This is a genomic window from Halorubrum sp. B52 (assembly GCF_059752555.1).
Window position 1 is genome coordinate 97,361 of record NZ_MWTG01000018.1, and the last position, 25,698, is coordinate 123,058.

Here is a 25,698-nt window from a genome sequence, read left to right on the forward strand (position 1 = left end):
GAGGTGACCTGTAATCCGGTATTGGCTACTGGGTATCAGTATCTCGGTCTGGAAAAGAACGAAGCCCGATTCTGGAACTTCTCAGACTGATTCAGCTAGGAGGTCCGCAAGGTGATCGTTGATTAGCTCGAAGTCCGCCGGGTCAAATCCAAACATCCCGAAGTGCCCCCAGGGAGTCGGGATCGGACGGAACTCGCTGTCGGGTATCATCTCTTCCTCGCGGCGACAGTCTGTCACCGTGAACACGTTATCTTTCTCGAAGGGCATGACGTACACCTTCGCCTCAATCCGGTCTAAGGCCGCTTCAAGGTCGCCGTGCGTGTTCCGACTCACATCGGCGTGTTTCCATTTATTCGCGGTACAGTGCAACACGTTCGGGTCCATCGGCATGAACCAGTCATCCCAGAGATTGAGTAGGAAGTCTTGGACGGATGAGAAGCCGGCGGCGGCCCATTCGCTGTCACGCCATAATTCGGCGGACGTTCCCATGAGTGCCCAGGTACGGGCAAGGTGGCGAAGCCCATGACGGACGTCGCTCGGGTCGTCATAGTGTCCATCTTGGAAGTTCGGATCCGTTTCAAGACACATGATGAGGGCGTCGACGAGAACCCCACTCAACACAGGGTTCCGAGCAGTTCCGCCGATCGGAGCCGCACGGTTGACCATATCCGGGTAGCGAACAGCCCATTCGTAGGTTTGCTGTGCGCCCATTGACCACCCGACGATGAGTTGGAGTTCGTCGATCCCGAACTCTTCTGTGACGAGTTTGTGCTGTGCTCGGACATCGTCTCCGATCTGAACGGCAGGGAAGTCTCCCTGTCCCATCGGCCCATGTGTGTTGTTTGGGGACGTCGACAGTCCGCCGCCGAGCTGGTTGGGCATGATAACAAAATACTCACGCGGGTCAATAGCGAGGTCCTCACCCACGTACATCTCCATGTCCTTGCTCGTCCCCGAATACATATGGGGAAACAAGATTGCGTTGTCCTTCGCCTCGTTTAGCTCACCGAACGTCGTGTAGGCAACCTCGCAATTTCGGAGTGTCTCCCCACCTTCCAGTTCGAACGCGTCGATCGTGAAATACTCTAACGGTCCGTGAATCTCCTCAGTATAATACGCTGCTTCGATACCCCCTTCGAGTCCGCTCGCCCCAGGCGACGGTGCATCGGCTGGACTATAATCCTTGCTAGACATGCACACAATATGTTTCAAGCAAACAGTATTAATGCACCGACAAGAACTGTAGCAGGTCTACTACGCAGAAATCGCATCGAACACATCGCTACAGATGCGGTCAGTAACGGAATTCAACACGGAATCTCAACTCCAGGCTGAAAGCGTTTCACCGTGGTTTTTAATTGCCAGCCACTTCCTCCAGTGTCAGTGGATTCAGCAAAGGACAATCATCTGAACCGGTGTTTTCGATCAGTCACTGAGCCCCGTGTTGATTGACTGGATCACCGGGGTACTGTCAGTCCGGTCGTGTTCGTTCGACCGCGCGGTTGACGATGGTATCGATTCGGTCGATGACTTCACTGTCCGACCCGTCCTGTCCAAGGTCACATAAATCGTCAAACGCGTCAGCGAGCGCCTTCACCTCTGAGTCCGGGAGTGTTCGCGGATCAATAATTGGGAGCTTCTCGGTAACCTCAACACTCATCTTGTACATTCCACTGCTGCGACGTCCGCTGTATTGCCTTGCGATCTCCCCAACGAGGCTGCTATTCAAGTACGCAAGTAGCGCTTTCTTATTGACTCCAGTCAGGTCAATCCTGACTGCGAAGAAGTTGTTCGTCGTTCGCAGTTCAGCATCATTCAGGATAAATCGCGGCTTGCCATCGAATCCGTGGTTGACAACAACGGATGTCACATCACTCCGTTTTGGACGGTACCACAATGGCCGGTTTTGAAGCGTTCTATTGTTTCTCAAGTCGTGCTCAAGGATGCCGTCGTACAAGTACTCGAAGAGATTCTCATGATCACTCACCGTCGCGTCTGTGGTGAGTGCCTCAGCGTCGTACTCCTGAGAGAGCGTCGCTTGTACCCTTGTGACGCCGTCAGCGACGAGTTCCCCACTCTCATATTGTTGCGCGAATGCGTCGGCGGTGTCAGGAATCGCGGGGATTTCCTCAGGATCGAGAAGCCACACTTCCTTACCGGCATCACGCGCAGCAGCCCAATCGCTTTCATCGTAAATGTACCCTGGCACCCGTTCTGGACGTCGTAAGAGGCGTGACACATGTTGCCTGCTAATCCCGTACTCACGAAGAATTTCGTCGGTGAGACAGAACATCCCGATGCATCCAGTTTGCCGAGGAACGCTAACGGACGCGATCCGTGACAGTGTCGGTAAGTGATCCACATCCGTCTCAATCGGATCGAAGCGCGCCTGCCAGTTCTCCGTATTCGTGAGCGCGGACTGTTCGACAGTGTTGATCATCGCCCAGTCAGTGTCGTCAGTGGCCGTAGTGTGTATTGCCTTCTGGAGTGTTGAGAACTCCATGTCATCAATGGTGATGAGCCGTGTTTTACCGGTAGGGTCCGGATCGTTTCGGACTTCAAGCAATGTGAACACGGCTGTCGTGTCGGCACTAGGGAACAGTGATCCTTGTTCCGGATTCACTTGGATCAGCGCCTTGATATCGAACCGATCTTTCAGGAACTGCTTGAGTTCGTGCGCGTATTGTTTTTGTAACCATGCTTGCGGGGTGAGGAACGCGACTCGGCATCCCTCATCAAGCAGCGCTCCCGCGTGCAGCATGAAGTACACGTACAACGGTGCCTGCCTGCTGATGTCAACACCCACTGATTGCCGGACTTGCTCACCCCAGCGGTCTTTATCAGCATCAGTAAGCCGCTCGCTACTCGTGAACGGCGGGTTAACTACCATCCCATCAGGACGAGCTGGAAGGTCCGCAGGTTCTGTATCTAAGAAATCCGCTTCGACCATCGAGTGTGGCTGGTTGCTGAGCGTTAGCGCTGTTTCTCCGAGGAGGACCGAAAGGCTGCTCCGGTCAATCCCAATGACGTCGCGTGGTTCCGGGTAGAGCTGCCACGTTGGGTGGAGCGGTGTCGATAATGCTCCAGGACCAATCCCAGCATCAAGCAGCGTCTCACCATCGTTCACCGCCCACGTCCGCATCGCGCGGCCAGCCCATCGCGGCGTCCTGAACTGACTGAGTGTCTGCCGAGCAGCCGCATCAACACTTTTCGCGTACAGTTCACCAAGATCTGCCGATGGTGCTGTTGAACGGGAGAGATCCTGACTTGCGTTGATGACGGGTGTGAGGTCTGCCGCGTCGGTGAGCCACGCAACATCGTCAACAACACTCCAGTCCACTACACTCGTTTTTTCCGCCGCCGCGTTTCGAAGGAGGCCCTCAGCGGTCGGAGGACGCACCTCGCACTCGTGACGCGACTCATACAGTGTGACTCGCAGCAGGACAGCAATCGCTGCTTGCCGAGCAATACTCGTCATCCGAACAGACTCGTCAAGCTCATCGAACCCATGCAGGTCAGCCCAACTCTCAACTCGATCTCGAAGCTCCTCAGTAGCCTTCGCAGTGAACGCATCCAGAATCCGAGCGGCAACCGTCGTAACCTTCTCAAGGAGTGCCGCGACGTCTGCATGGTCCTCCAACGGCGGTGCGGTCTTTCTTGAAATCTCCCCAGATGCGGCGGGATCACTGGGCTCGGGTGCGTCGAGTTGGTTACTCGGCGGAGTCAATTGCTCCGGTGCTGGAGACCAGTACACGCTTCCCTGCGTCGTTACTATGTGTAATCCACTGGTATCGTGGATTTGAACGTCTGAACCTGCTGTTTCCATTTTGATTCAAACAAGTACAGTAACCACCTGCTTTTAAAATTCTGCCCTCAGCAGAAAATCGAGTAAAACGCGGGACAGAACCCCGAAATACTGACCTCGAGCGTGGATTCAAAATCTACTGAACTTCGAAATAGACCCGGTCGTCCGTAGTGGATTTCCTTATGCTATGTACTGTTCTACCGTTCGTATTCGTACTCTGAAATTAACTTCCGGCATAACAACGATTTATTGAGAACACGGGGACATCAGCACGACTTCAGTACCCGCTGTCCGTGTTAATCAGCTAAAATCGGCCGTTCGTATCAATATGAATGAGTTCGATCCAACTTTCCAACTGTTTAAGTCAATAAGTTCAATGTCCAAAACCGCAGTGATGCTAACTGACGAAACACAACAGCGGTTACGAGACCGGAGACGCAGCGAGAAAGAAACCATCGATGAAACCATCAATCGCTTGCTCGATGAGACGCTCATCGAACTCACGCTCGAAGAAGCGATTGAAACCGCGATAGACACGTACGACGACATCACCGCCGTCACAATCGATCATCCAGGCCTCCAGAACCCGGGGTTCATCTTCATCAACGTCTGGTCACCGGACGTCCCTATGCCGGGCGAAGAACCTGATGTGTTCACACCCGCACACCGCGTGACTATTGAACGAGAGGACCACACCATTCACACCATCCCGGTCGTACAGGGATGCGTTGACGGACCTGAAACAGCGGACTCTCGTGAAAAAACGACGATCCACGTCACTGGCACAGTTCACGGCGAGGAACCGATCCCGCTAGACGACGGCATTGAACACCTCCAGAACAAACTCCAGCGACCAGCCGAATGGGAAGCAGAATTCGGCTCCAACCCGCTCGAAACCTACCTACACAACAAGTAATCGGTATCTGTCTCGGGGTCGGCACGGTTCAGAACCGAACCGACGCGTATTCCTCGCCACGAAAGATCCTCGGCGATCCACCCTTCCACGCACTGACAATCGTCTGTAACCGTTTCAAGGGGAAACTCCAGTAGTTCCTCTTGGTCGATACGAAGCGGTTCAGAAACCGCACCGGTAACCTGGAGTGTCCAATCGCTCTGGTCGATCTCGTCGGGAACGTTGTGTGTTCGTAGCTGGGACATCGTGCTATTCGATGCTGTGTACCGACGCGCTATATGTTATATGCCGAACAAGAGTAGTGTCAAGTCCGCGGTATCGATCGATGACGTACGTGATGGCTCCAGCCTTGACTTTGCGTTTCGACTACTCAGTGTTGTTGTTCAGAATGGTTCCGGCTCACCTGCAGTCCACGGTCGTCGTTCCCATGTGGTAATGGATTCATCGTCAATACACTCGTCGCACAGAAGCGCGTTTTCGCGCGCCGCATCGAAGTCGTACTCGCGGAGCACGTCAATAACACGTCCTTGATACCAGTCTGCACGGCCACCGCACTCGTCACACACAGCGTCACTCCGCGGAATCCCGCGGTATTGTAATACTTTACTGACGCTTTCGAAGTCCGCGTCCATATCTAAGTGTAAGATGACAACCGGAGTGTTCACTTGTCCTCGGAGTCCTTGCCCGTCATCATCTGGATTGAACGTTGACGGGAGGTCACTATCCGTTAACTCTTCGTCCGGTGTCCACGGCCAGTCGCGCCATGTATCAACCAACGCGTCAGGCATACACTGATCACACCAGCACCGCGTAACACGTCCTTGATTGCTCGTGAACGCCCCCTCCGTTTGGATCTCGGACGAGTACCACACAGCCCGTCCACCGCACATCACGCACTTATCCGTTATCTCCGTGTCATGCAATTCACGAAGTGATTCCGCCGCTTCTGATTCCAGTATCAGGTGATACACCACTTCTTCGAGATTCTCATCAAACGCCGTTGGTTCACCTGTGTACACACCGCCGTTTCGATCCATAGCACACCTGGATACGTCCAGTCACCTTTAACGGTAAGCCCTAATTCACCTATCCGGCATTTCCACCATTCTCCGACCGACTCCAAAGTCGATTATCAGCGCGAAATGGCCGGTATAACGTTGAGAGTGTGGGAAATGCTGTTTGAACGAGCTGTAACAGACCACGAACGCGATCCATCTCACTCGCCCAATCAACGATCTCACGGTACGTCGCGTCCATGTGAACCCGCAACAAGTGGAGCGTGACATGCTTCCAGCCGAGAAATCCGTAGCCAGTCGGATCACTCACCGCCGTTGACTGGCGGCACAGCGCTTTTGAGCCGGCGACGCGGCTTGCTTAACGAAGCGGAAGAGGTGTTTAGGCATATTCGGCTCTTCCGCTTCGCTTCCGGCTTCAGAAGACGCTATCTCGCCGCCTTCTGCGGATTCAACAGAGTGGAATAGTCCTGTCTCCGAGATCGATACCGTTGTAGAAAAAGAAGAGGCTTTAGCTGGAGAAGTTTAGCCCCTGAGTGCTATCTTTGCTGCGTAGCTTGGCTCTTTGGATCGACAGTCGCAGTGATCTGTAACAGCTATGAGTAACGCTTGCTCACAGATGTTGCGAATGGTTCCTGCTGCGTCGTTACTCACATCGCACTCCGTATACTCATCGGTCAATATTGTCGTTACTTTGTCTGCCGGAACAGACACAGCATCTTCGTCTGTGGTCCACGCAGTACTGCCAACCCATTCAGCGTTCCCTGCCTCAACTTCACGTTTCACCGAGGAGTCCGCCCTTTCTTGCCACCTACCAACGAGCCCATCTGTCACACCGCCAGCGAACTGGACAAGGGTAGTGAACGGTTCCACGGATCGCTCGTCCTCACTGCGATCGTCAATCAGGTTAATTGCCTCACGGCAAATATAAACCGCGACACGGTTTCGATCAAGTTCCAGCGGGTCTGTTATCAGGTTCTTACCGTTATCTGTGACTCTCAGGCCAGTTTCTCCGCTCGCCTCGGACCACGTTCGAACCGCAATCCACTCCTCCCAAGTATTAATGAGGTGAGTAGTCACATCCCGCTTCGAGTCATAAACACGATTATGAGCAAGAACGTTCACGTCACAACTCTGTTCCGGATCATCGTGTTTGAGCGCCTCCCGCGCTTTCGCTTCAATTGTTTCGAACTGCACGCTGTATTCATCGCGCTGGTCGCCGCTGTCGTCACCGTCTGGTGAATATTCTCGTGTCATGCGTATCGCGTGCTAATCGCTATCCGCACCGCAAACACGCGACGTCCGCCGGCGCGCTGGCCCCGCGCCGGTGAGGAACTATGATACCAAGAGTGTGGGTATCGAGTGAGCTTGCCAGAGAGGTCTACCCATCGTCAGACTACAGATGCAGATCTTCTCGGGCGTCGCATACTTACTCGACCCACCCGGTCAGGGATAAAACCTTGTCCCGGTGATCTCAAACAGACCGTTAGTACGATGCGTAGTGACCACACAGTAGGTTGGAGAGTTTACTGCCACCGTGGTTGATGTCAGTATGTGATCCGGACAGAGAGCACACGCCTAATTCGCACTGGACCACGGCGAATCCCGCTTGAACAGCCGGTAATGAGCGAGTGGTGGGTCCTCAATACAATCGTCGGGTATCTCCGATGGCGTCTGTAACAAATCGATAACACCGGTCAAATGCTGTACGCCAACGGCCGCGACGATGCTGTTGATGTCCTCGTCGCTAATGAGTGCGTGTAAATGCCCTGCCATCACGGCATCCCGATCGGCCAGTACGGCGGCGAACGCGTCTGGCACTTGATTTTCCGTCATCGATCGCCATTGCCGGATGGTCTGTAAGTCCAAGTTGAAGTACGTCTCTTCCGTCAATTCGTCGGGTGAATTGATGATCCCGAGTTCAGTGAAAATCTCTCTGTCAAGTTGTTCAAAATCCACCGAATACTCGCACTCTTGCGTGTCGATGCCAGCGATAAGTAAATCGTAGCGTCTGTCAGTCACGTATGCAGCAGCCTCCACCTCATCTCGTGGCGGCCAGCAAGCATCTTGAACATCCGGATGATACTGCGAAACTGCCTCAGCACATGCTTCGACCGCAACGATATCCGGTTCGTACCGCGTTAGCGACCCTGTCAAGCGAGCGATCGTTAGCGGATGGCCATGTAACCCACCAAGGACGTGGATTCCACCAACTTGGGCAGCGACATCACCGTTCGTGACCCCGGTTTCCCGAATGACTCGCTCCGACTCACTCATCGAGCCACCCCACTGCTACAGTGAGAAACGACTCGATGCTGTATCAGGGCGTTATTACTGTCGCCCGCTTTCCTACTGAACTCAAACCGGCTTGTACAGTACGTCACACGAGCGATAATCGAGAACCCTAATAAAGAGTTGGAAAGTTGTGACGCCTGTTTTGTGTTCGGCGGGCAGCGCAAACTACAGTTCGGCCCCCGGCAGTGATGCGTCCAGTAAATACAGTATATAGAACTGGCACAGATCACCAACGGGCAAAGCGGAAATCATGACTCCAGTAGTGAATCACCGACGTTAACACCAACTCGGCGAACTCGCGGTACCGCAGATGAGGATAGACAACAGGTCCGAATCAGTGTTTAATGACCGAAATACCAGTCTTGATCATCCAACGCGGGCCGTATCACTCAGCGTTTAACTGTACATTTTGGTGGTTCGGTGCTGTTGGTTAAGATTAGTGGGATTCCACATCACCTGTTTCAACTCGTCCATGTCTCTCATCGATCTCATCAAGCATATCGAGTGTTTTCCGGATTGATGCGCGGATCGCGTCACTTCGATTGACGAACTTCCCCTCGTCACCGACGTGCTCGTCTAAGTCATCAAGCAGCTCCTGGGGGATCTCAACGCTGACCTTCGGCATACACTAGTATTCGCAGAGGAATATCTTCAGCGTGTTGAACGCCGTACCGGACTTGTTCGTAGTTCTCTCGGCAAGACACGCTCCATAGCGAGCTCGGCAACCTCACTTCGCGTCTCATCGAGTTAGTCAGCGAACTATTTCTCACAACAATAATGAATAGCCGTAATCACTGGCATGTAGTTACTTTCTTGATATAATCGCTGCGTTCGAAGAAGCGTGAGTTTCGTTTATACTTAGGTCACATTAATCGAGACTCTGAACGCCAGTTGAGTCTCCTTCCCCGAAATCAGCCGATTCGGACTGTGTCGGTTCGCGTTGTCGTTCGTCATATACTTCGCGCCATTCTTCGATGACAGGCCTGCTTCCGGCACCGTGTGGTGTGCGTCGCTGTCGAACCTGAATCAGTGCCGGCGTGTTCATTGCGTCACCAGACACGACCGCTTGCCCGGGGGTTAAACCGGGCAACTCCCGAAGCACATCCTCGCCAGCGGCCTCCACGGAGTTTTTGATCGCGTCTTGGTCACTCGGGTTCTTGATTTGCATCGAAATCTGAGTTCCACACTGCGACAATACGTCTTGATCGATTTTTGACGGGCGTTGACTAATAATCCCGAGTCCAAATCCGAACTTACGGCCTTCAGACGTTATCGTTCGCATGATCCCTAGCGATGGGGCTTCACCGGAGGCCGGAGCAAACCGGTGCCCTTCTTCGAACAAGGCAAAAATAGGATGCTCGATATCTGAATCCCGGTTCCGCACGTCACCGAGTCGTTCTCGATACATCCGCCGCAGAAGAACGGTCGTAATCAGTTGCTGATCCCGCCGATCCAACGTATCCATCTGAAGGACGGTACACTGCCCAGAATCCACGATTTCATCCAGCGGCACGTTCTCTTCAGGGTGGAAGAGGTCATTCCGCTCGATCGATCGGCGGAGCCGCCACTCTAATGCGCCGACACTTGCGTCATCATTCCCGAACTCGTCCTCCATTTCCGCAATGAGCGCATCGATCCCCCACGTCCGGCTTTCACGGTTCTGCATCGATCTCCACGCCGTCGAGAGACGATCTTGCATTCGGTTACTCGGGTTATCCAACACCGCCATCACATCGCCGATTTCCAACTCGGAAATCCGAACGCGAAGCCGCTCTGGATCGTAATAGACGACATCTGGTTCGTACCCATCTGCACCTTGGAACGCCTCTTCGCCCTGCATTTCCGCCAGCGTGTCGTACTCCCCGTGCGGATCAAACACGAGCAGTGATGCACGCGAGCTCGGACGCATCATCTCCTCGATTAGGACCGACGCTGTGTAGGATTTCCCGCTCCCTGTTGAAGCGAGAATCGCTAGGTGTGTCGAAGCGAATTCTTCGATCGGAATGTGTAGATTTGTCGCCTCTGCCGGTCGATTCAACAGCCATCCGACGTGCGCGACTCCGTCAAGTGTTGTGACATCCGTGCTGTCAGTTTCACAGCCGAGGTTCGGCAACACGGTTTCGAGTTGCTGGTGTGGTGCAATCGACAGTGGCGTCCCCGGGTCAGGCAACTGGCGAGGATTAGCGAACGTCGTCATGTTCGTGTCGTAGTACCCGATGACCGTTGCTGTCAACCGATACAATTCAGTGTCATCAGTCGGCACACCGAGTGTTGCCGCAACTGTCTCCGGCCCGACCTCTGGATCCGCAAGGAACCCTTCAGGAAGCCCCCGAATTAGTTCTCGGTTTGTCACACGAGCGAACACCGATCGTGGCTCAGCTTCAACCGGGACAGTGTACGTGATGAACTCACCCGTCTTGATCGACTTATCCGACGGAGTCACGAACACGAATTCGTTCGGATCGTCACCCGGTCCAGCAACGGTTCCGACCACGTCTGATCGATCAGCCATCAGACCATCCCTCGCTGTTCCCGCGCTTGCCACTGCACGTTCTGTTCCACCACGTCTAGTACTCGCTGGTTTGGATCGTCTTCCGGGAGCATCCCTCGTAACCGGTCGATCAGTGCGACAATGACCTCCGACCCGAGGTCACCAGCAATGTCTAAGAGTCGATCCATGTACGCCAACTGAATCTGATCGTCGACGGTATGGAAGGAACCCGTGACCTGATCAGGACACTGGAAGACAGTATCCTCGACTTCTAACGTCCACCGCGGCATTTGATGCGTTGGCTCTTGTATTCCCCCGTCTTCGGCGATTTCTGCGGTACCGAGAAGCGCCACGCCAGCGAGCGTGGTGCGCTCTTCGATATATCCCGGCGTGAATTGGGCCTGGTCGTCCTGCGCTAATCGCGGTCCGGTTCGCCCCTGGTCAGGATCGACTAACTGCGTATCATAAATCACGCCCATGACTGCGTGCTCAGTTCCGTCGACAGTTTTCTTGATGAAGACTGGTTGCCCGAACTCGCGCTCGTGCAGTTCCGGTGGACGATCACAGTCCCGTTCCTTGTACACCTCGACGACGTAATCCAAGTGGCTGTTCGAGGACACGATGCTGCCAATCCGAACGCACGAATCAAGATCTTGACTGTCTACGTTAGTTGGTGTGTCTGTCATAGCTTCGTCTCCGTACTGTTGTCTGGTCGTCGAGCGGTGCATCCTACTGGTGCGTGTGAGGTGGGGTGAATCATCGTCGTCGAAGTTCCTTGCTTAGTGCTTTGGCGTCCCATTCCAGCGGTACGTCGTTCGATTCAGCCCAGCGTTGGACGACGCGCTGGAACTGTTGACGGTCCTGATGGTCTAACACAGCGTCGCTGTCGGCCTGTTGCAGGATTTCTGGATAGCCACGTCCGATGCCTGCTTCTGCCCGCACAATGTCGACGGTGTACTCGTACATCGAATCGTAACCGTCAGGACCGTTATTGCGGCACAACCACCCGGGGAATTCGATTCGATCGAGTCCAGCGCCTGGCGGCACGTTCAGGTACGAGAACAAGATGTCATCGCGGAATTCGTACGCTTGCCCGTTGTACGTTGTCTGCAACGCGTCGATGCTCCCATCACGTTTCGAGATGAATGGGATCGTCGTGTCACCCCACGGGCTCATCAACTCCGTCAAGACGTGCGCATCCGGAATGACGCGATCTGTCCCGAACTCCTCACGTAACAGGAGTCGCATCATCTTCACGAGTTCAGTCGCGCTCGACCCGGCAACGTACCCGACCAGCGGGATTTCGTGGTGCTGACTCGCTGCAATAACTCGGCTTAGCGTCGAGATGTACCGCTCTCGGGTCTCCGGCTTCAACGGATTCGCAAACGACGCGATCAACGGCCCGTCATAGAACACGACCGGCGTGTTGTCGATGTTACCTGCATCACGCGCGTCAGCTAACTCCGAGAGTTGGTCGATGAGTAGCCGTCCTTCGTGTTCGAACCGGTGATGTCCAACGAGTTGGGAATCAACGAACCGATAGTCTCCGTCTTCTGATTCTTGTGTGACCTCGTCAGGCGTCAAGAGTCGCCCCTCAACGCCGCGGTCAAGCCGCCCCTCGGCGTGATGGTGATTGACTGCCCATGCCGCTTGGACGTACGCGAGCGGAACGTTGAATTGCGTTGTCGGCGGGAGTTGTGACCCATCGACAGCCATCACCGAGACATCACGAATAATCTCGCGCGCCCACTCGTTAACCTGCTCGTGATTCTCCCACCCGTCACTCTCCGGGTACGGAACGATGATGCTGTCCACGTCATCGAACTCATCTGTCGGATACGCCCCGGGGTATGACGCGTCCTGAAGCGAGGCTCGAATCTCAGCACTCGTCCACTCATTCGGCAACCGCTGAAACGCCTCCTGATACCGCTCCACAATCCCCGTATCGTCTTCGAGATACGTCTTAATCGTGTCAACGTTCGCCTCCAATTCAGACGCGACACCGCGTTTATCGATCGGCATTAATTGACTGACACCTCCGACGTCTGCCGGTCTTTCTCGATAGTGATCGTGTAGTCAGTCATCGAATCGAACGTCTGGTCGTGACTAATGACCGTGAGTTGCTCGAAGCTATCCAGCTGTTTGAGCTGGGTGACGAGGTTCCGCTTCTTTTGCCGGTCAAGGTTCGCCGTTGGTTCGTCCAAGAACGCGATCCCCACAGACGCTAACTGTTCGAGAATCGCCAGTCGCACCGCAAGTGCAGCCGCCATCTTCTCCCCGCCACTCAGGGTCGAAAACGACTTTCGGACATCTGCATCGTGCACGACGATTTCGTAGTCGCTCGTCCACTCCAGCGTCTCAGCCGACGCGCCGCGAATCGACCGGAACAACTCATTCGCCCGGGATCCAATCCGGTCGGTAATGATCTCCCGCATTTTCGGCCCGGCCTCGCGGACATTCTCCCGCACCCAGTCAGCGAACTGCTGGTCCGCTTTCAGTTCCTTCACCTGCTGGAGTTTCTCCTGGCGCTCCTCTAACTTCTCCTCTAACTCCTCGATCGTTTCACGAACCTCCTTCAGATTCTCCTTCTTATGCTCTAATGACCGCCGATCACCTGCCAGTTCCTCCCTGAGATCCTCGATGTCTGACTCCAGCGTCTCGAATCGCTCTTCATCGAACGACGCTTTCGTCTCCTCCAGTTCTGCCTCCGTCTCTTCGAGATTCGTTTCGAGGTCTGCAAGCTCGCTCTCCAGGTCTTCGACTCTCTCCTGCCGCTCCTCCACTTGCGAGGCTTGCTGCTCGTGCTTGATGTACGTCTGATGTGCCGACTCCGTCTCTTCCAGCGTTTTCTTGACATCTACCAAGTCTTCATCCAACCCCTCGAACTGCTCTAACTCGTCTTCGATCTCCGCCAGCGCCGACTGTTCTTCCTCTAATTCCACCCGCTTTGCCTCCAACTCACCAGGGACATCAGCATGCTCCTTCACTCGGAATTCAGCAGTCTGGTACTCGTCGTACGCCTCCTCCAAGCCGTCTCGCTCGGTTTCGAGATCCGGGAGCTCCGCCAATTCGTCTTCCAAGTCCGCTAACTCCGCTTCCCACTCTTCCTTCTCGGCGCGCAGGTCTTCGATCTCACCTTCCAACGACTCGATTTTCTCCCGATGAACAGGGATCTTATCAACGCGCTGCTTGACCCCTCTCGCGGTGTCCCGCCGCTCACGCAATGCATCAAGTTCCTCGGCGAGTTCCTCACGTTCCGTCTCAATTTCTTCGATCCGGGCTTCACGCTGTTCGATCGTCTTCGACCGGTGATCCTCGTCTAACGGGCGGTCACACGTTGGGCACGGCGCATCAGCATCCGCGTCACGCAACCTGCCCAGCTGTTCTTCAAGCCGCTCCTGTTCGCTCGCCAGTTGCTTCCGGCTCGCCTCCCGGTCGTTGATCTCATCGGAGAGCGCTTCCGGGTCCGTCGTCGCTTCCCACTCGTCCTCTATCTCCGCAATCGTCTCCTCTTTCGCCTCGATCTCGCTCTCCTTCGATTCGATCTCCTCGGCCAACTGCCCGATTTCCTGCTCTAACGCCTCCACGTCGTCTTCGCGGTCTTTCAGCGATTCAATACGGTCATCGAGTTCCTCGTACCGCTCCTTCTCCGCTTCACGCGCCTCCAACGTCTCCCGAGCAGCCTCCAGTTCTTCCAAGTCCTCTTCCAGCTGTTCGACCTCAAATTCGATCGCCTGGATCGTATCTTCCTGTTCGTCTCGATCCTCAACGAGAGCGTCCCGTTCGGCCTTCAGTTCCTCTAACTCGTCCTGTCGTTCGCGCGCTTCCTTGTACCGGCTGTACCCCTCACGGTTCGCCTCGCACTTCTCCTGTGCCTCTTCGGCAGTCGCGAGTTCCTCCTTCGCCGTCTCCAAACTGTCTTTAGTCGAATCGATTTCCCCTTCCAGCGAGTCAGCTTCCTGGTCCAGGCGGTCGATATCCTCTTCAACGGCTTCCAGATTCTCGTACTCCGACTCTTTCTCCGTCAATTCGCCGGTTTTCCGTTCGATTCGCGCTTCAATTGTCTCAGCGTCATCGGCCAACGACTCCGCTTCCGCTCGCTCATCCGGCAGCCCCTGTACCTCGCCGGTGAGCGTATCAATGTCCCTGCGGAGATCCTGCTGCTGACTCTCGATCGCGTCCGGCACGTCCTTGAGCGTCTCCCACGACTCCTCGTATGCATCCAGATTCAGGAGCGCATCGAACGTCGCCGTGCGATTCCGAGGCGTCTGCGAGAAGTCCGATAGGAATCGCGTTTGGGGTACCCCAATGCTGGAACTCCAGAGACTGCTAAGTTCATCTCCATCTTCAACATCGAAGCGTACGCACAACCACTCCACCAACTGTTTCTTCGAATCGATATCCTGATCGATCCACTCGCCAGCATCGGGATCATACCGGTGCACGCCGTACTTCGACCGGCCGACCGACCGAACAACTCGGTACCGTTCCGTCCCACCTGGCGTGTCCTGCTTGAACGTCACTTCGACAGTTCCCGAACTCGCACCTTCCCGCACGAACTCCTTGTTGTTGAACGGGAGCGAGTCGAACAACGCGAAACCGATGGCCTCCTGAATCGTCGATTTCCCCGCGCCATTCTCACCGAGAATCGCCGTCACGCCGCCTTCGATCGGCACGACAGTCCGATCCTCATACGACTTGATGTCTTCCAACGCAACCTCCGTGATTCTCATTGTTCTACCACCTCTCCTGCCTCCGTCTCGACGTCTGCTTCGTCGCCGCCCGTCGTGTCACCGGACGCCTCTTCGTCCGTTTCGGCATCGGCGAACGGGTCTTCCTCGATATCCAGCACCACGTCATCCGCCAAGTCCGGGAACAACTCCTGGCGCGCCGAACTCACCGAGTCACGAATATCCTCAACGGCTTCGTCAGCCTGCGCCATCTGATGCGCGTTCCCTAACACGTCAGCGACATCGCCTGCATGATCATCGTAGATCGATTCCTTCGCAATCGTCTCGAAAACACGGTGTTCTAACGCAGCCGTGTTCAGCTGCCCATCTTTGAACACCTCGTCCTCGTCGATCTCCGAGAGAAGTTGCTGTACGTTCGCCGTCCGAATCCCTGTATTCACCTGTACGTACAACGCATCGCACGTGTCTTCCACCCACGCCGCAAGTTCATCGGTTCGGAAATCTCCACGGCTAAACTGCAACGTGCCCGTGAACCGAAGATCGATAATCGGTTTTCGCGGCTCGCCTTGTGCCGTGAACTCGTCCTGACTGCAGTACTCTGTCATCGCAGCCTGCTCATCCCGAACGTGCTCCTGAAACGCGGTTTCGAGATCACCGGGTGACTCATGCGCAGTCACGTCGAATTCAATCCGGTAGTACGGCCGTCGCTTCGTCGGATGATGCTTCACGTCGAACCCAACCGCGTCACCACCAGCCCTGGAGCCTCCGACATCAAGCGCGACCGAGTAGTAGCCGTGCTCCCACTCAGGTCGCCCTTCCCGCGTGTTATGCGCTTCCGGTGACCCAGGATTGTATATCCACTCGCCCGACTCGTACCGCTTGTGAATGTGCCCAAGCGCCAGGTAATCCACCACCTCTTTCACGTCCCGCAGTTCGCCGTGGGTTACTGTCCCGCCGAGCGTCGGCACCTCATCTTCCATCCCAAAATGCGCCAGCAACACAGTCCACGCCGGTTCCCCATGCATCTCATTCGTCTCCTTGATCCCCTTCGCCACTTGCTGGAGCGCCTGGTCTGTCTTCGCACCGCGCCACTGCAGCCCGAACACGCGAATCGGCCCGTCTACGTCCGCGGCATCAATATCATAAAACCCTGCAGACTGCCCCGGCTCTTCCGGCTCGTACGGATTGAACCACGCTGTCCCGGGATCCGCATTCAGTTCGGCCTGCAAAAACACGATGTGTCCGCGCTGATGCAGGTAATTCAACCACGTCACGTCACGCGGCGTCAGATTTTCATCGTGGTTGCCACGCGAGACTAACACCGGCACCTCATCAGGTATCCGTTCAAGTTCCTGTTCGATCTGATGCAGGATCTTCGGCCGCAGATCCCGCGAGTGGAACAGGTCACCCGGTAATAGAATCGCATCCGTCCCGCGCTCCTCAATCATCTCTTGGAACGCAGCACGCGTGGTCGATACCATGTCGTCCTCGCGTTGTTTCAACCCGTACTGTCGATGGCCAAGATGCGTATCAGCGATGTGCGTGAGTGTCAACATTCTCAGTGTATCGTGGAGGGTACTTGTTCAGCCGAGCGTGCTACCAAATCACGGGCCTGAAAGTATGTGACTACGTGTAACCGGACGGCTATTAAATGCCAGTCAACCAGGGTGAAAGTGAATTAGAGACGACATACAATCATCAACCGCGCTCGTGACGCCGTCAAACAAGGCCGCAAAGACAAACTCGGCCTCTTCATAATCACCCAAACCCCCGAAGACATCGACGGCGACATCCTCAAACAAACCAACACCAACATCTTCCTCGGCCTCCGCAAAGAAGTCATCACCAAAGTCCCCTCCATCCCCCGCGGCTACGAACAAGACCCCCAAATATACGGCAAAGGCCAAGCCGTCATCAAAGCCCCTGACGTCGAAGCCGTCGAAGTCAAAGGACTCCCCTACTGCCTCACCCAACACAGCAATTGAGGCTAGACAAACCATCATTTAATGGATAGAATTAAATGACTATTCTTCCACATAACGCAGTATGAAACGGGTCCCCGTCTCCTCAAGTAACCTCAGCAGTGTTGGGTATGATGAGTCGAACCAAGTTCTAGAGATTGAGTTCCACGGTGGAAGAGTCTACCAGTATTTCGATGTCCCCAAACGAATTCACCAGGAACTCATGAGCGCCAATTCGCACGGGAAATACTTCCACCGGAATATCGAAGATAAATACCGATACGATCAGATCAAATAATGCGTGTCAATTTAGTCCGTGTCCAAGATTCTCAAATCGAGAGGGCGGAGCCGTGAGTGACAGACGGACTCACGTTTCACGACTCTCAGTCGAGAACATCGGGAAATTCGAAGACTTAACACTCCAGCTGACTCCGTTCACACTCTTAGTGGGTCCTAACGACGCTGGAAAAACCACTCTCTTGGAGGCATTACAGACTGTATACGATCATTCGAGTCTGGACATTAAGCAGATCCGGCGTGATGTGACACGAGACACTGGAAGAGCACCCGACGCCTCAATCGAGGCGGTCATTGAAAACCCGCCGGACGATCTGGCAGATCGTGCCAATCTTGAAGAGGGTGATGCTGCAGGGCTGAAGATGGAATGGGAAGTAACTGGAGATTCAGAAGAAGATGTTTATTTGGAGTCCCCAGACCATTATCTGAGAGAGCGGGTTCCCGAAGATGAACGGCTCCACGAATGGCACTATTATGCGGATGGCGAAAAGGAGATTCTGGAGGATTACGATATTGAGCCAGGAAGCAACGCTGATGAGCGGGAAGAACAGTTTGAGGAATTAAAAGCTGAGATCCTCGAAAATCCCGAAGACACCGGTCTTGATTGGGTCTCTTGCGGAACCAGAGAATTCAGTCGTTTAGCTCCAGCCAGTGAGCAAATCGATACCGAGGATGTAGACAGTCCAATCAAGCTACTCTCAAAACTACTCCGTCAAGAAACCAAATCCTTCCTCTATGCCGAGGATGAGGATGGTGAGAAGAGTGGAGTTGACGAACTTGTCGAAATTGAGGAACAGGCGACGGATGCGCTTAACGAACGACTCGAAAGCCTCTCCGACAGGATGGTGCGATACCTTCCCGGTCTGGATAAGATCACAGTAGATCCTGATTGGAGTTTTGTCAACGGAGCAGATCTCTCCAATATCGTGCTTCGCCGAGATGGTGAACAGATCCCGCTTCAAGAACTGGGTGGGGGAACTAATGCCCGCTCGGCCCTCTCAATGCTTGAATGGAGCGCAGAGGCCAATGAAGGAAAAGAATCCGTCATCCGGACGATGGATGAACCGGATCACCGCCTCCATTTTGACGTCCAACGGAGGCTGGTCAATCTTCTCCGGAGCGACATCTCGGATGAAGATAGTTATCTCTCCCAGTGTATCGTCTCGACTCATAGTTTGATTATGGTCGATGGGACCCCCTTACACGAAGTAGTATATCTCCCTGAAGAAGTGGATACGAACGACGAACGAGCGCCGCTAGTTTCGAAAGACGAAGCAGAGGCTGAGGATTTCATGGGCAACATCATGGCCGGTTTGGGACTCTCTGCTAGCTGGGTCTATCTCGAACGAGCGATGATTGTCGTAGAGGGTGCAACTGAACACAAATATATCGAAGAACTATACCATCGAGTCACCGGTAGTACTCTCGTCGAGGATGGAGTCCAGATCTGGGATAGCCAAGGGTGTGGTCATATCGTTAAAACTCTCAAACGACTTCAGGATAGCGGCCGAGCACGAACGTTCGTCATCTTGGATTCCGATGCAAAAGAGCGAACCTATTCTGAGGATACTCTTGAAGATCATCTTGAGGAAATGTACGAAGTCGGTGGTTCAGAACCAGAAATCGCCTGGGTCGGTGACAAAGAACTTGAGGACACGTGGAAGAAGGACGACTTAGTCCAACTCGCTGAAAAACACTGGCCGCGTGCAGATGGCAACGACTGGGAGGAAATCCATTTTCAGTCAGTAGACGAAGCGGAGAAACCGAGTGGGAAAATAGTTGATGTTATTCAAAGTGGTTGCGCACGCAATATTCAAGACTGCCCTAGTGTGACAAAGCCAAATATTGGACTTAGGATGGGAAGATTAGAAGATGTGGATCACCCCACAGAGATTGTCGATCTTTTGGAACATGTGCATGAATACTGTAATCGAGAACGTTAGAGATTAGTTCTATATTGAGGTGGGGCTGGAGTTTTAAGAACAAGCGCAAATCTTTCCACTATTCACTGGATACCACGGGGAACCTTGAAAAAGCATTGTAGTCGCAGTTACAGTCAATCTCTTCTACTGGAGCTATCGGTGACAGAGGCGGCCGTGGGTTTAACACACGTCAGAACGTCAGCCAGTCGTCCTCTGCCTCTTCCGGGAAGAAGCTCTCTGCGTCGGGGAGCAACGGGTTCGACCCGCTTTCGGCATCGACGCCGGGCATACTAAATCCATCTGCCGGCGGCTCCGCAAACTCGTCTAGACCTAACATCTCTGCACCGAGTTCCGGATCCATCACGGGTTCCTCCATCGGCACATCGGGATCCAAGTCAGACATTCCAAATCCGAGACCTGGCTGTTCAACCGGTTCCACCATTGGCTCCTCGACTCCGGAGAATCCCGCGGCGACGTCGGTTAGTCCGAAGGGATCGCCATCCCACCGCAGAGGTGAACGATCCAGACCCGCATCGACCGTCGGCTCATCGACTATACCCACGTCTTGCGGTTCAATCGGTCCTTCGTCCATGACTGGCTCCCAGCCAGGGGAGCGACGGTCACCGAAACGGCCGAAACTCGGTGCGGTGGCATCTGAACAGTTGTCGTAGCCGGCTGTGTCATCGGTGGCCTGGCTGTCATCCACCGGTTCCCGGTCGGATGACCGCGGCCATGTTTCCGCCGGTTGCTGCCTTCTATCGGCGGCTGTCAGCGGGTTACGACGGCGGTCCACGTGCCAGTCCTGCTCACGGTGCCGCGTTTCCTGGGTATCGCGGGTAACCTGTCTCTGCCGGGCACGGGTATCGTCTCTCCAGTGATGTGCGCGACCGTCCGATGCATCCACGGACTGCATCGTCTCGTCCCGAGCATCGGCGCCAGCATTCCCGGGCGAGGGCATGAAGAGCGATTTGATGAACGACGAAATCTTGATCTCGATCGGACTGCGAACCAGTTCGTGACTCACGGCACTCGGCCCGACATCGACCTCAACGAGATCCGGGATCGGATCGAGACTGATGAATTCCGGTCCCCAGTCGACGTCGAGGTAACTGAATCTCGTGTCGACCTGGATAAACTTGATCGCGCGGCTTGAATCGACCGGCTTGAAATATGGGTTGTCGGTCTCGGTGGATAGGTTCCGGCGTGGCGACGCTGTGGCGGTGACGTGTCTTTGCCGGTGGGTTGACGTGCTCGTCTTTTTCCCCGCCCGAGAGAAATCGGTGTACGAAGCGGTTCGTTGCGCCGTCTCGATGTCGTCCGGGAGTGACCGTGGCTTATTCACCGTGGTCGACGCAGGTTCTGGTTCCTCCGAGGCCAGCGGCTCTGGTTCTTCCGATATTGGCGGCTTCGGTGGATTCGGGTCGTTGTCGCCTGCTGGCTCAGGTTCCTGCTCGGCAGATGCTGTGGACTCGGCCGTATGTTCCGTCTCCGTCGGCTGTGAGTCGATCTGCTGCGTCCCCGACTCCGTCGTGGACTCCTCGGATGTGCCCGGAGGCGCGGGTTCAGGAGCAGGCTGTGGACGCCGAGGAGGGGAAGGTGACGAAACCACCGTATACAGGACCATCGTCGTCCCGGCGGCGATACCTGCGGCCGCGTACCAGAGACCGGGAGGAGAACGCAAGCCGTCGACGAGCAGGAAGGCTGCCCCACCGAGGACCACGAACAGGGTGCCAAGACGGCCGAACACCGTCATTTCCCTATGATACCTTATGTTTCGTTAAATATCTGGTCCTAATACAGACCGTCTACGTGCGGGTCGCATTCGAGATTTTGACCGGAATAAAGCTTATACGTCCTTCAGCGGTTGGTTGACACATCAGATGGCGCCGGGACTGCTCAAAGCCCTCCTACAGACGGCGAACTACTTCCGGAACTGGCGGAATGGTGACCCCGAGAGTGCCATTCAGCGAGGCCGCAAGTATCTATTCTGGATACTGGTCGGTGGCGTCACTATCCTATGGATCCTCTACCAGCAAGGGATCGCCGTCCCAGTCGACTTCGCCATGTTCACCGGCGGCCTGCTACTTGTCGATATGTTCCAGTTCGGGACACTGCTCCGGATCGGGATGGCGGTCGACCCGCTGGTCGGCGGTATCCTCGGCACGATAGGGCTCGGCACCCTGGCGAAGTTCTTCCGTGACCTTGGCGGGCTATCTGCCGCCATCAATTACTTCTTCTCCATCTGGTAAGCGCCCACACCTTCACTGATTCAGACACTGTATTCCGGGCTAAACAGATCCATATCCAAATCCAACGACCACAACGACTCTTCATCACCGACGTGCTCGTCAAGATCATCAAGCAGCTCCTGTGGAATCTCGACGCTGACCTTCGGCATACGCCCGTATTCGCAGACGAATATCTTCATGTTGTCGCACATCATACCGAACTCACTAGCAGTTCTTTCTAATACACAGTAGAGTACCGATGTGGTTAGTCTGGTCTGTGGAAACTCACAGCAACTAATACAGTTTGATCCGGGTGCGGTCAGTACAGAGATTCAGTGTAACAGTGGGGGTTAGGTTTTTTATTATTTTAGTGAGCATTCGCTCCTATGACACCATCACCGGATACCGTTGTAAACTATGTGGAGGATGCTCTTGAAACACTATTTGAGGATGATAGGCCGCTCCTCGTCAATGACTCTAATGAACGAAGTATTACCCACAGGCTTGCCATCTATCTGGAACAAGAAATTAAAGATCTGGAACCAGACTATGTGGTTGATGTAGAATACAATAGGGTGACTGAGGAAAACGGTGCGACCGATTCTATAAAAAAACGCGTTTCATATGATGAACTTACCGATTCGTGCAGAGGCAGAAGAATACAAGACGATGACACAGATGCTCAAACCGTTTTTCCGGACATCATCGTTCACGAGCGGGAATCAAGTGATCATAACCTCCTTGTAATTGAACTTAAGAAAACATCCTCTACTGAATCAGGCGATTGCGACAAAGAAAAGATAGTGCGTTTCCGAGAGGATTTGTGCTATAAGTATGGTATCTTTCTCCAGTTGAGGACCGATAGTGAACCTGAGATCGCAGAGTGCGCTCTATTTTTCGACTGATTATTCAATATTCATTCCAGTGTATATGTCTATTTCAATCATATGTAACCGATTATATGTTCGCAGGATTCCGTGAGTGGCTGTTTCATACGAGAATGGATCTGATGACCGGATTTCAACGGAGCTGGTATTGACCAGTAGACTACGAGAACTCCGGCCGCTCAGCATACGCGATCGGATCACGTGACCCAGCATTCCGGAATGCCTCAAGGCGGAACGCACACGCATCACACGACCCACACGCCGGCTCCTCGTCACGGTAACACGACCACGTCATCTCGTACGGTACACCGAGCTCTAACCCACGCTCCGCAATCTCTGTTTTCGACCATTCGACGAACGGTGGCTTCAACTCAATCTCTGTCTCCGGTTTTGTCCCGACGTCGATTACGTTCTGAAAGGCGTCGAAGAACGCCGAGCGACAATCAGGGTACCCGGAGAAATCCTCGGAATGCGCTCCGATAAACAGCGCCTCCGAATCAGTCGCTTCCGCGTACGAGGTCGCCATCGACAACAAATTCGCGTTCCGGAAGGGGACGTATGACGTCGGAATCTCGTCACTCTCCAGATCCGCGTCAGCCACGTCCATCTCCTCGTCCGTCAAACTCGACGCCCCGATTTTCGAGAGGTGCCCCGTTTCGATGTGTAGGAAATCCGCCGCGTTAACCTCCTCAGCAAGCGCCTGTGCGCACTCGTACTCCTTGTCTTCGGTGCGCTGCCCGTACGACGTGTGCAAGAAGTACGGCTCATACCCTTGCTCCATCGCTTCGTACACCGCTGTCGCACTATCCATCCCGCCCGACACCAGAATTACCGCGCTCTCGTTACTCATGAATTGTCAGCCTCGTCGAATTGATTGCTATCCTGTCCACCACGCCACGGGCGACATCCGCGCCGCTCTCGTGGCACCACACTGCTTTGACCGGGACAACGTCGTGTCGTGCTCATGTTCCAGGCGCGTCGTTCCACAGGTCCACGTGGAGTCGCGGCGTGTACCGGTACCCGTACTCCATCGCCAACTCCGCGGCTTCGCTTCGCGTCCCATCGAGTTGCTCCCGCGTCATCCCTTCCGGCATCAACAGGACGTCATCGTCCGCCACGGTCGTCGCGGTCGCTGCCCGCACCCGCTCAACTAGGTCCGTGATCTCCGGCAGATCTGACTCGTCCGTCACGACGAACTTCAGCTGCGTCTCGTACGCATCGACCATCCGGGAGAGCGCGCCCATGTCGATCCGGTTCGCTTCGTGTTTCTCCTCCCACTCACCGTCACCTTTCGGGTCCCGATCCGGCGTCGGCGTACTACTCGCCAGTTTCGGACTGATACTCGCCAGATCGATCGTCGCATCCCGGTAGATCGTCCCGTTCGTCTCCACCGTCGTGTGATACCCTTCCGCGGCCAGTCGTTCGAGGAGTTCAACAGACTCCTCGTGGATCAGTGGTTCGCCGCCCGTGAGCACGACGTGGGTGGCTTGCTCGTAGGACTGGATTTCCTCTACGATTGAATCGACGTCGCGCCACGCCCCGGTCGGCTCCCACGACGTATGATACGAATCACAGAACCAACACCGCAGATTACACCCAGACGTCCGCACAAACACCGAGGGCACGCCAGCAAGCGTTCCCTCGCCCTGCAGCGAGTAGAACACCTCGTTAATCGGGAGGCCCTCACCAGCCGCATCAGCGTCCGCAACAGGTTCCTCTGCGTCACTAGCGACCGGCATCAGTACGATGCACAGAGCTCGCCAGTCTCGCTCACCGACACCGACACGTCCGACACGGTGTCTGGGAACGCCTCAAGCATGCGTTGTTCGAGCAAGACGCTCATCACCTCCGCCGTCGGCGGGTACTCCAACACGACGAGCGCGTCGCCGTCGCCCGACGCCTCAAACGCGTCAACGAGCGGATCGCCTTCCTCGACGAGGAACCGATGGTCCCACGCGTCGATGACGTCCGTGACGTCCCCTTTGTCGACGACCCAGCCCTCCTCAGTGAGTTCCCCAGTCACTTCCACAGTAATCTCGTAATTGTGGCCGTGTGGCCGCGAGCACTTCCCATCGTGATGCAGGATCCGGTGACCCGAGCTGATCCGAATCGGCTTATCATCTCCAATCAGCAGCGTTCGTTGCCCTGCTTCCTGAAGCGCATCTGCTTCGGATTCGTCTCTCGATAAACTTCGGGCCATACTCGAAGAATATTCGGGGAATATATAAATATTGAGTTTCGTTACTCCACCGATGGAACAGCAGCACCACCCGCACTCACGGACATCCCACCACCAGACCTCTTGTCGCCTACGTGTGACAATCCGATCCGAGTCGCACCAACGCACCACACGCACCTGTACGGTCACAGACGGTGGTGGCAGCTAATGGAGACTGAGGATACACGTGCGATCTTCACTGCCGTGTTCGCCGGCTCAATCGTCCTCGCAAACGTACTCGCCGCGAAACTCACGTGGATCGAACTGCCAGGGCTTGGCGGCGTCGCCGTCCCCGCCGGGTTCGTCGCGTTCGGCGTCGCGTACCTCGCCTCAGACCTGCTCGTCGAGTACCACGGGAAAGACTACGCTGCGACCGTGGTCAACGGAACCGTCGTCACGCTCGTCATCGCGTACGCACTCGTCTTCCTCGCCATCTGGATGCCATCCGCCCCGTTCTACGGCGGGCAGGAAGCATTCGTTTCGACGCTCGGCGGCTCCGCATCAATCATCCTCGCCTCAGTCGTCGCACTCGCCGCCGCCCAACACCTCGACGTCCGACTCTTCGCCAATCTGAAAACTCGCACCGGCGGTCGTCATCGCTGGCTCCGAAACTGCGGATCCACTGCGATTAGTCAAGGTGTGGACACAGTCGTGTTCATCACGCTCGGCTTCGCTATCTTTCCGGCACTCGGCCTCGGCGGAGACCCGACGTGGGGCTGGGCACTCGTCTCGATCGTTGCTGGACAGTACATCGTGAAATTGCTTGTCGCGCTGATTGATACGCTCCCGTTCTACGCCGTTACGGAGTTCGTGGAACGGCCAGCTTAAATAGACGATAGGTAATATCACCGGTGATCTGCAAGAGTGGATGTATTGAGTCGAACCTTATTTACTAACTGATCGTCGAAGTCAAATTTGCTAAGATCTCCGAAGTTGAATGTGGAGATTTAATCGTCAGAATCAATTCTAGTGCGTAT

23 protein-coding genes and 1 pseudogene are annotated in these 25,698 nt (G+C 54.9%); 6 read left to right on the forward strand and 18 right to left on the reverse strand.

Annotation, left to right across the window (positions count from 1 at the left end):
• Nucleotides 1-81 precede the first annotated feature (81 nt).
• Together B4V04_RS17390 and B4V04_RS17395 are read right to left on the reverse strand one after the other, a co-directional pair.
• The gene (locus B4V04_RS17390) at nt 82-1,194 is read right to left on the reverse strand and encodes an alpha/beta fold hydrolase (RefSeq protein WP_498232920.1); all 1,113 of its coding nucleotides are present in this window, start codon (nt 1,192-1,194) and stop codon (nt 82-84) included.
• Between the two features lie 277 nt (nt 1,195-1,471).
• On the reverse strand, nt 1,472-3,754 hold the full coding sequence (locus B4V04_RS17395) for an Eco57I restriction-modification methylase domain-containing protein (protein ID WP_498232921.1): 2,283 nt from the start codon (nt 3,752-3,754) through the stop codon (nt 1,472-1,474).
• 445 nt (nt 3,755-4,199) lie between these two features.
• Between B4V04_RS17395 and B4V04_RS17400 the strand changes: the two genes are divergently transcribed.
• Nucleotides 4,200-4,721, forward strand: coding sequence for a hypothetical protein (locus B4V04_RS17400; RefSeq protein ID WP_498232922.1), 522 nt, complete (start codon nt 4,200-4,202; stop codon nt 4,719-4,721).
• Here B4V04_RS17400 and B4V04_RS17405 read toward each other — a convergent pair.
• From B4V04_RS17405 to B4V04_RS17455, 11 genes are all read right to left on the reverse strand, one after another.
• On the reverse strand, nt 4,703-4,963 hold the full coding sequence (locus B4V04_RS17405) for a molybdopterin-dependent oxidoreductase (RefSeq protein ID WP_498232923.1): 261 nt from the start codon (nt 4,961-4,963) through the stop codon (nt 4,703-4,705). The two genes, B4V04_RS17400 and B4V04_RS17405, sit on opposite strands and share 19 nt — an antisense overlap.
• Nucleotides 4,964-5,101: 138 nt before the next feature.
• A complete protein-coding gene (locus B4V04_RS17410; protein ID WP_498232924.1) occupies nt 5,102-5,755 on the reverse strand; it encodes a hypothetical protein in 654 nt (217 codons plus the stop codon).
• Nucleotides 5,756-6,256: 501 nt separating this feature from the next.
• Nucleotides 6,257-6,988: a hypothetical protein gene (locus B4V04_RS17415; RefSeq protein WP_498232925.1), complete on the reverse strand. Its 732-nt coding sequence runs from the start codon at nt 6,986-6,988 to the stop codon at nt 6,257-6,259.
• 321 nt (nt 6,989-7,309) lie between these two features.
• Nucleotides 7,310-8,008, reverse strand: coding sequence for a TraB/GumN family protein (locus B4V04_RS17420; RefSeq protein ID WP_498232926.1), 699 nt, complete (start codon nt 8,006-8,008; stop codon nt 7,310-7,312).
• Between the two features lie 454 nt (nt 8,009-8,462).
• On the reverse strand, nt 8,463-8,651 hold the full coding sequence (locus tag B4V04_RS17425) for a ribbon-helix-helix domain-containing protein (RefSeq protein ID WP_498232927.1): 189 nt from the start codon (nt 8,649-8,651) through the stop codon (nt 8,463-8,465).
• A gap of 243 nt (nt 8,652-8,894) precedes the next feature.
• On the reverse strand, nt 8,895-10,538 hold the full coding sequence (locus B4V04_RS17430; RefSeq protein ID WP_498232928.1) for an ATP-binding protein: 1,644 nt from the start codon (nt 10,536-10,538) through the stop codon (nt 8,895-8,897).
• On the reverse strand, nt 10,538-11,203 hold the full coding sequence (locus B4V04_RS17435) for a DUF8166 family protein (protein ID WP_498232929.1): 666 nt from the start codon (nt 11,201-11,203) through the stop codon (nt 10,538-10,540). Before B4V04_RS17435 ends, B4V04_RS17430 begins: the two co-directional genes overlap by 1 nt.
• Before the next feature lie 70 nt (nt 11,204-11,273).
• Complete coding sequence (locus B4V04_RS17440) at nt 11,274-12,539, reverse strand: DNA double-strand break repair nuclease NurA (protein WP_498232930.1); 1,266 nt, start codon at nt 12,537-12,539, stop codon at nt 11,274-11,276.
• A complete protein-coding gene (locus B4V04_RS17445) occupies nt 12,539-15,250 on the reverse strand; it encodes an AAA family ATPase (RefSeq protein WP_498232931.1) in 2,712 nt (903 codons plus the stop codon). The genes B4V04_RS17440 and B4V04_RS17445 overlap by 1 nt, the downstream gene beginning before the upstream one ends.
• Complete coding sequence (locus B4V04_RS17450; RefSeq protein WP_498232932.1) at nt 15,247-16,764, reverse strand: metallophosphoesterase family protein; 1,518 nt, start codon at nt 16,762-16,764, stop codon at nt 15,247-15,249. Before B4V04_RS17450 ends, B4V04_RS17445 begins: the two co-directional genes overlap by 4 nt.
• Nucleotides 16,765-16,866: 102 nt before the next feature.
• Nucleotides 16,867-17,184 carry a hypothetical protein gene (locus B4V04_RS17455; protein WP_498232933.1) on the reverse strand — a complete coding sequence of 106 codons (318 nt, stop codon included), beginning with the start codon at nt 17,182-17,184 and terminating at the stop codon, nt 16,867-16,869.
• A 70-nt stretch (nt 17,185-17,254) separates the two neighbouring features.
• Here B4V04_RS17455 and B4V04_RS17460 point away from each other — a divergent pair, with 70 nt between their 5' ends.
• Both B4V04_RS17460 and B4V04_RS17465 read left to right on the forward strand, forming a co-directional pair.
• Complete coding sequence (locus B4V04_RS17460; RefSeq protein WP_144922340.1) at nt 17,255-17,467, forward strand: KTSC domain-containing protein; 213 nt, start codon at nt 17,255-17,257, stop codon at nt 17,465-17,467.
• A gap of 52 nt (nt 17,468-17,519) precedes the next feature.
• The gene (locus tag B4V04_RS17465) at nt 17,520-19,409 is read left to right on the forward strand and encodes an AAA family ATPase (RefSeq protein ID WP_498232934.1); all 1,890 of its coding nucleotides are present in this window, start codon (nt 17,520-17,522) and stop codon (nt 19,407-19,409) included.
• A gap of 169 nt (nt 19,410-19,578) precedes the next feature.
• Here B4V04_RS17465 and B4V04_RS17470 read toward each other — a convergent pair whose 3' ends face one another.
• Nucleotides 19,579-21,141, reverse strand: a complete 1,563-nt coding sequence (locus B4V04_RS17470) for a hypothetical protein (protein ID WP_498232935.1) — start codon at nt 21,139-21,141, stop codon at nt 19,579-19,581.
• A 127-nt stretch (nt 21,142-21,268) separates the two neighbouring features.
• Between B4V04_RS17470 and B4V04_RS17475 the strand changes: the two genes are divergently transcribed.
• Complete coding sequence (locus B4V04_RS17475) at nt 21,269-21,637, forward strand: hypothetical protein (RefSeq protein WP_498232936.1); 369 nt, start codon at nt 21,269-21,271, stop codon at nt 21,635-21,637.
• A gap of 80 nt (nt 21,638-21,717) precedes the next feature.
• Here the strand turns inward: B4V04_RS17475 and B4V04_RS17480 are convergent.
• Nucleotides 21,718-21,786: pseudogene (locus tag B4V04_RS17480) on the reverse strand (CopG family transcriptional regulator); the annotation flags it as partial.
• Between the two features lie 216 nt (nt 21,787-22,002).
• On the opposite strand from B4V04_RS17480, the gene B4V04_RS17485 reads away from it, so the two are divergent.
• On the forward strand, nt 22,003-22,521 hold the full coding sequence (locus tag B4V04_RS17485) for a hypothetical protein (protein WP_144922328.1): 519 nt from the start codon (nt 22,003-22,005) through the stop codon (nt 22,519-22,521).
• A gap of 142 nt (nt 22,522-22,663) precedes the next feature.
• On the opposite strand, the gene queC is transcribed toward B4V04_RS17485, so the two are convergent.
• From queC to B4V04_RS17500, 3 genes are all read right to left on the reverse strand, one after another.
• Nucleotides 22,664-23,353, reverse strand: a complete 690-nt coding sequence (gene queC / locus B4V04_RS17490; protein WP_498232937.1) for a 7-cyano-7-deazaguanine synthase QueC — start codon at nt 23,351-23,353, stop codon at nt 22,664-22,666.
• 112 nt (nt 23,354-23,465) lie between these two features.
• Nucleotides 23,466-24,242 (reverse strand): 7-carboxy-7-deazaguanine synthase QueE, encoded by a 777-nt coding sequence (locus B4V04_RS17495; protein WP_498232938.1) that lies wholly within the window; start codon nt 24,240-24,242, stop codon nt 23,466-23,468.
• A complete protein-coding gene (locus tag B4V04_RS17500; RefSeq protein ID WP_498232939.1) occupies nt 24,242-24,703 on the reverse strand; it encodes a 6-pyruvoyl trahydropterin synthase family protein in 462 nt (153 codons plus the stop codon). The genes B4V04_RS17495 and B4V04_RS17500 overlap by 1 nt, the downstream gene beginning before the upstream one ends.
• 186 nt (nt 24,704-24,889) lie before the next feature.
• On the opposite strand from B4V04_RS17500, the gene B4V04_RS17505 reads away from it, so the two are divergent.
• Nucleotides 24,890-25,549 (forward strand): queuosine precursor transporter, encoded by a 660-nt coding sequence (locus tag B4V04_RS17505; RefSeq protein WP_498232940.1) that lies wholly within the window; start codon nt 24,890-24,892, stop codon nt 25,547-25,549.
• Nucleotides 25,550-25,698: the final 149 nt, after the last annotated feature.

Coding starts and splice junctions, on each gene's coding strand:
- B4V04_RS17390 (WP_498232920.1), bottom strand. CDS start 1,194: ATGTCTAGCAAGGATTATAGTCCAGCCGATGCACCGTCGCCTGGGGCG.
- B4V04_RS17400 (WP_498232922.1), top strand. CDS start 4,200: ATGCTAACTGACGAAACACAACAGCGGTTACGAGACCGGAGACGCAGC.
- B4V04_RS17405 (WP_498232923.1), bottom strand. CDS start 4,963: ATGTCCCAGCTACGAACACACAACGTTCCCGACGAGATCGACCAGAGC.
- B4V04_RS17410 (WP_498232924.1), bottom strand. CDS start 5,755: ATGGATCGAAACGGCGGTGTGTACACAGGTGAACCAACGGCGTTTGAT.
- B4V04_RS17415 (WP_498232925.1), bottom strand. CDS start 6,988: ATGACACGAGAATATTCACCAGACGGTGACGACAGCGGCGACCAGCGC.
- B4V04_RS17420 (WP_498232926.1), bottom strand. CDS start 8,008: ATGAGTGAGTCGGAGCGAGTCATTCGGGAAACCGGGGTCACGAACGGT.
- B4V04_RS17425 (WP_498232927.1), bottom strand. CDS start 8,651: ATGCCGAAGGTCAGCGTTGAGATCCCCCAGGAGCTGCTTGATGACTTA.
- B4V04_RS17430 (WP_498232928.1), bottom strand. CDS start 10,538: ATGGCTGATCGATCAGACGTGGTCGGAACCGTTGCTGGACCGGGTGAC.
- B4V04_RS17435 (WP_498232929.1), bottom strand. CDS start 11,203: ATGACAGACACACCAACTAACGTAGACAGTCAAGATCTTGATTCGTGC.
- B4V04_RS17440 (WP_498232930.1), bottom strand. CDS start 12,539: ATGCCGATCGATAAACGCGGTGTCGCGTCTGAATTGGAGGCGAACGTT.
- B4V04_RS17445 (WP_498232931.1), bottom strand. CDS start 15,250: ATGAGAATCACGGAGGTTGCGTTGGAAGACATCAAGTCGTATGAGGAT.
- B4V04_RS17450 (WP_498232932.1), bottom strand. CDS start 16,764: ATGTTGACACTCACGCACATCGCTGATACGCATCTTGGCCATCGACAG.
- B4V04_RS17460 (WP_144922340.1), top strand. CDS start 17,255: ATGAAACGGGTCCCCGTCTCCTCAAGTAACCTCAGCAGTGTTGGGTAT.
- B4V04_RS17470 (WP_498232935.1), bottom strand. CDS start 21,141: ATGACGGTGTTCGGCCGTCTTGGCACCCTGTTCGTGGTCCTCGGTGGG.
- B4V04_RS17475 (WP_498232936.1), top strand. CDS start 21,269: ATGGCGCCGGGACTGCTCAAAGCCCTCCTACAGACGGCGAACTACTTC.
- B4V04_RS17485 (WP_144922328.1), top strand. CDS start 22,003: ATGACACCATCACCGGATACCGTTGTAAACTATGTGGAGGATGCTCTT.
- queC (WP_498232937.1), bottom strand. CDS start 23,353: ATGAGTAACGAGAGCGCGGTAATTCTGGTGTCGGGCGGGATGGATAGT.
- B4V04_RS17495 (WP_498232938.1), bottom strand. CDS start 24,242: ATGCCGGTCGCTAGTGACGCAGAGGAACCTGTTGCGGACGCTGATGCG.
- B4V04_RS17500 (WP_498232939.1), bottom strand. CDS start 24,703: ATGGCCCGAAGTTTATCGAGAGACGAATCCGAAGCAGATGCGCTTCAG.
- B4V04_RS17505 (WP_498232940.1), top strand. CDS start 24,890: ATGGAGACTGAGGATACACGTGCGATCTTCACTGCCGTGTTCGCCGGC.